The organism is Polaromonas sp. P4_F6, from assembly GCF_056401275.1.
Genome location: NZ_JBFUJQ010000022.1, coordinates 1 through 2,347, shown reverse-complemented (window position 1 = coordinate 2,347; position 2,347 = coordinate 1). Strand labels below are relative to the sequence as shown.

1 protein-coding gene is annotated in these 2,347 nt (G+C 61.2%); it reads right to left on the bottom strand.

What is annotated here, in order from left to right:
• Positions 1-203: 203 nt before the first annotated feature.
• A partial coding sequence (locus AC1DUN_RS24160; protein ID WP_477716194.1) for a tetratricopeptide repeat protein occupies positions 204-2,347 on the bottom strand: 2,144 nt, incomplete at its 5' end.

Here is a 2,347-nt window from a genome sequence, read left to right as displayed (position 1 = left end):
CCGCGCCAGGTCGGGCGCCAGGGCAATCGCCTGGTCATAGCGCCGCAAAGCCTCTTGCGCTTGCCCTTGCTGCTCAAGTTCCATGCCTTGTGCCAGCAGATCATCGGCGCTCAATGCCGGACTCTGCGCAGCGGGCACGTCACCTTTTCCGTCCGCACGCGCCACCCGCGCAAATCGGTCAAATAGTCCCATTGATCGCCTCTTCAGCCTGCCGCGGCGGGTATAGGGTTCTTCTCGCACCACACTTGCCACATGCCGCGCAGGGCGGCCTCGAAATGGACGGCAAAGCGCGGCGCGTCGAAGATGGGTGAGGCCAGCACCTGCTGCCGCAAACCTGCGCGCAGCCTGGCCAGACTTTGCAAGTCACCGGCATGCGAGACCGCACGGGCGACATAGTCCTCGGGATCGGTGGCGATCCATTCGGGTAAACCGGCATTCATCAGCAAGCCGACGCCCTGGCGCGACAAAAAGCGCTCTCCCGCCAACGTCAGCACGGGTATGCCCATCCACAAGGCTTCCGCCGTCGTTGTCCCACCTGGGTAAGGAAAAGGGTCCAGCGCTATGTCCACCTTTTGATAAGTGGCCAGGTAATTCTCCCGGGGAACATAGTCTTCCAGAGTCAGCCGTCCAGCTTCGATGCCGTGAGCCGCGAAACGATCAATGACCTCGTGCCGGGCGGACGCTTCCATCAACTGGCGGGCCTTGAGGAACAGACGGCTCGACGGAACGGCTGTCAATATTTGCGCCCACAGTGCCACAACGGCGCTATTCATTTTGGTTAAATTGTTGAAACAACCGAAGGTGACATGACCGTTGGAAAGTGCCGGAAGCGGCGAGACGGCAATGTTCGAGCGGGGCGGCGTGAAACACAGCCGGGTCTCCGGCAGGCGCCAGATTTTCTCCGTGAAGTTGTTTTCCTCGCTCGCCGGCAAGGTCCAGGGATCGGCGAGCAGGTAGTCCATGGCCTGCACGCCGGTGGTTGCGAAATAGCCCAGCCAGGACAGCTGCACCGGCGCGGGTTTCCAGGCGAACACGGGCAGACGGTTGTACCCGGTATGCCCTGAAAGGTCGATTAGGATGTCAATACCGTCATCGCGTATCAGTTCGGCCGCATGTTCATCGGAAAGCCCGATCAAGGGGTGCCATGCGCGGCAGCAGGCCTTCAGCCTTTGGCTTAGTTCATCATCGCAGGCGCGCGTGGGATAGGCGAACAACTCCAACGAGACGGCATGGGTTTTCAGCGCCGTCACAACCGCATCCAGAAAATAGCCCACGGGGTGGATGCAAAGATCACCGGAAACTACGCCCACCCGCAGTCGGCGCTGGGTGTCGGGCGTATTGGCCCAGGCCTGTGCCGGCCGGGCGCGGCGGGCGATGATCTCTCCAAATCGCCTGGCCTGGGTCAACAAATGCGCAACGGGTTGATCGGCCAGGTAGTTGTGCACGAAGAGCAGGTTGTTGTGAGCTTCAGTGAAGTCCGGCTGGAGTTCCAGTGCGCGGCGGGTACTTTCCAGGGAGTTTTCAAGCTGCCCCAGCTCCTGCAGGGCATTTCCGAGATTGCTGTGGGCCTGCGCGTAATCAGGCTTGATGGCTAATGCCCGCCGGTGGCATTCAACGGCCGCGTCGAATTCCCCCTGTGACTGGAAAACCGCACCCATGGCGGTAAGCGATTCGGCGAAATCAGGATTGATCGCAAGTGCTTGACGGTAGCTCGACAAAGATTGCTCAACCTGCCCCAATTCTGCAAGAAGATTGCCCAGATTGTGGTGAGCCTCGATGAAGTTCGGCTGGATCTCCAGCGCCCGATGGTAGCTCTCCGCCGCATCCGTCAGTTGTCCCAACGTACGTTGGGTGGCGCCCAGGTTGTTGTAGGCCAAGGCATTCTCCGGGTCGACCGTCGTTGCCTGGTGAAAGCTCGCGGCCGCATCCTTGAACCGTCCTTGTTTTCTCAGGGCGGCTCCCAGATTGTTGAGCCAGTCCACATTGTCGGGCTCGAGTTCCAGCATCTGGCGATAAGCGATCACCAGCTCACCGGAGCGCCCGAGCCGTTTCAGGAGGTCAACCTGCTTTTCTCGGGCCTGGGCATGGTCGGGCTGGTTCTTCAAGGCGCGGTGGTAGCTCTCCACGGCTGCTTCGTCCTGCCCCATCTCTTCCAGCGCCGCCCCCAGGGCGACTTCCGCCTCCACGAACTCTGGCTTGAGTGCGAGTGCCCGTCGATAGGCCTGCGCGGCCGCCTCATGCTGAGCCAGCCGTGCGTGGGCGGCCCCGATGTTGAAGTGGGCGCCGGCCGAGTCCGGTTTATATTGCACAGCCTTGGCAAAAGCCCCTAGTGCATCCTGTGCATCGC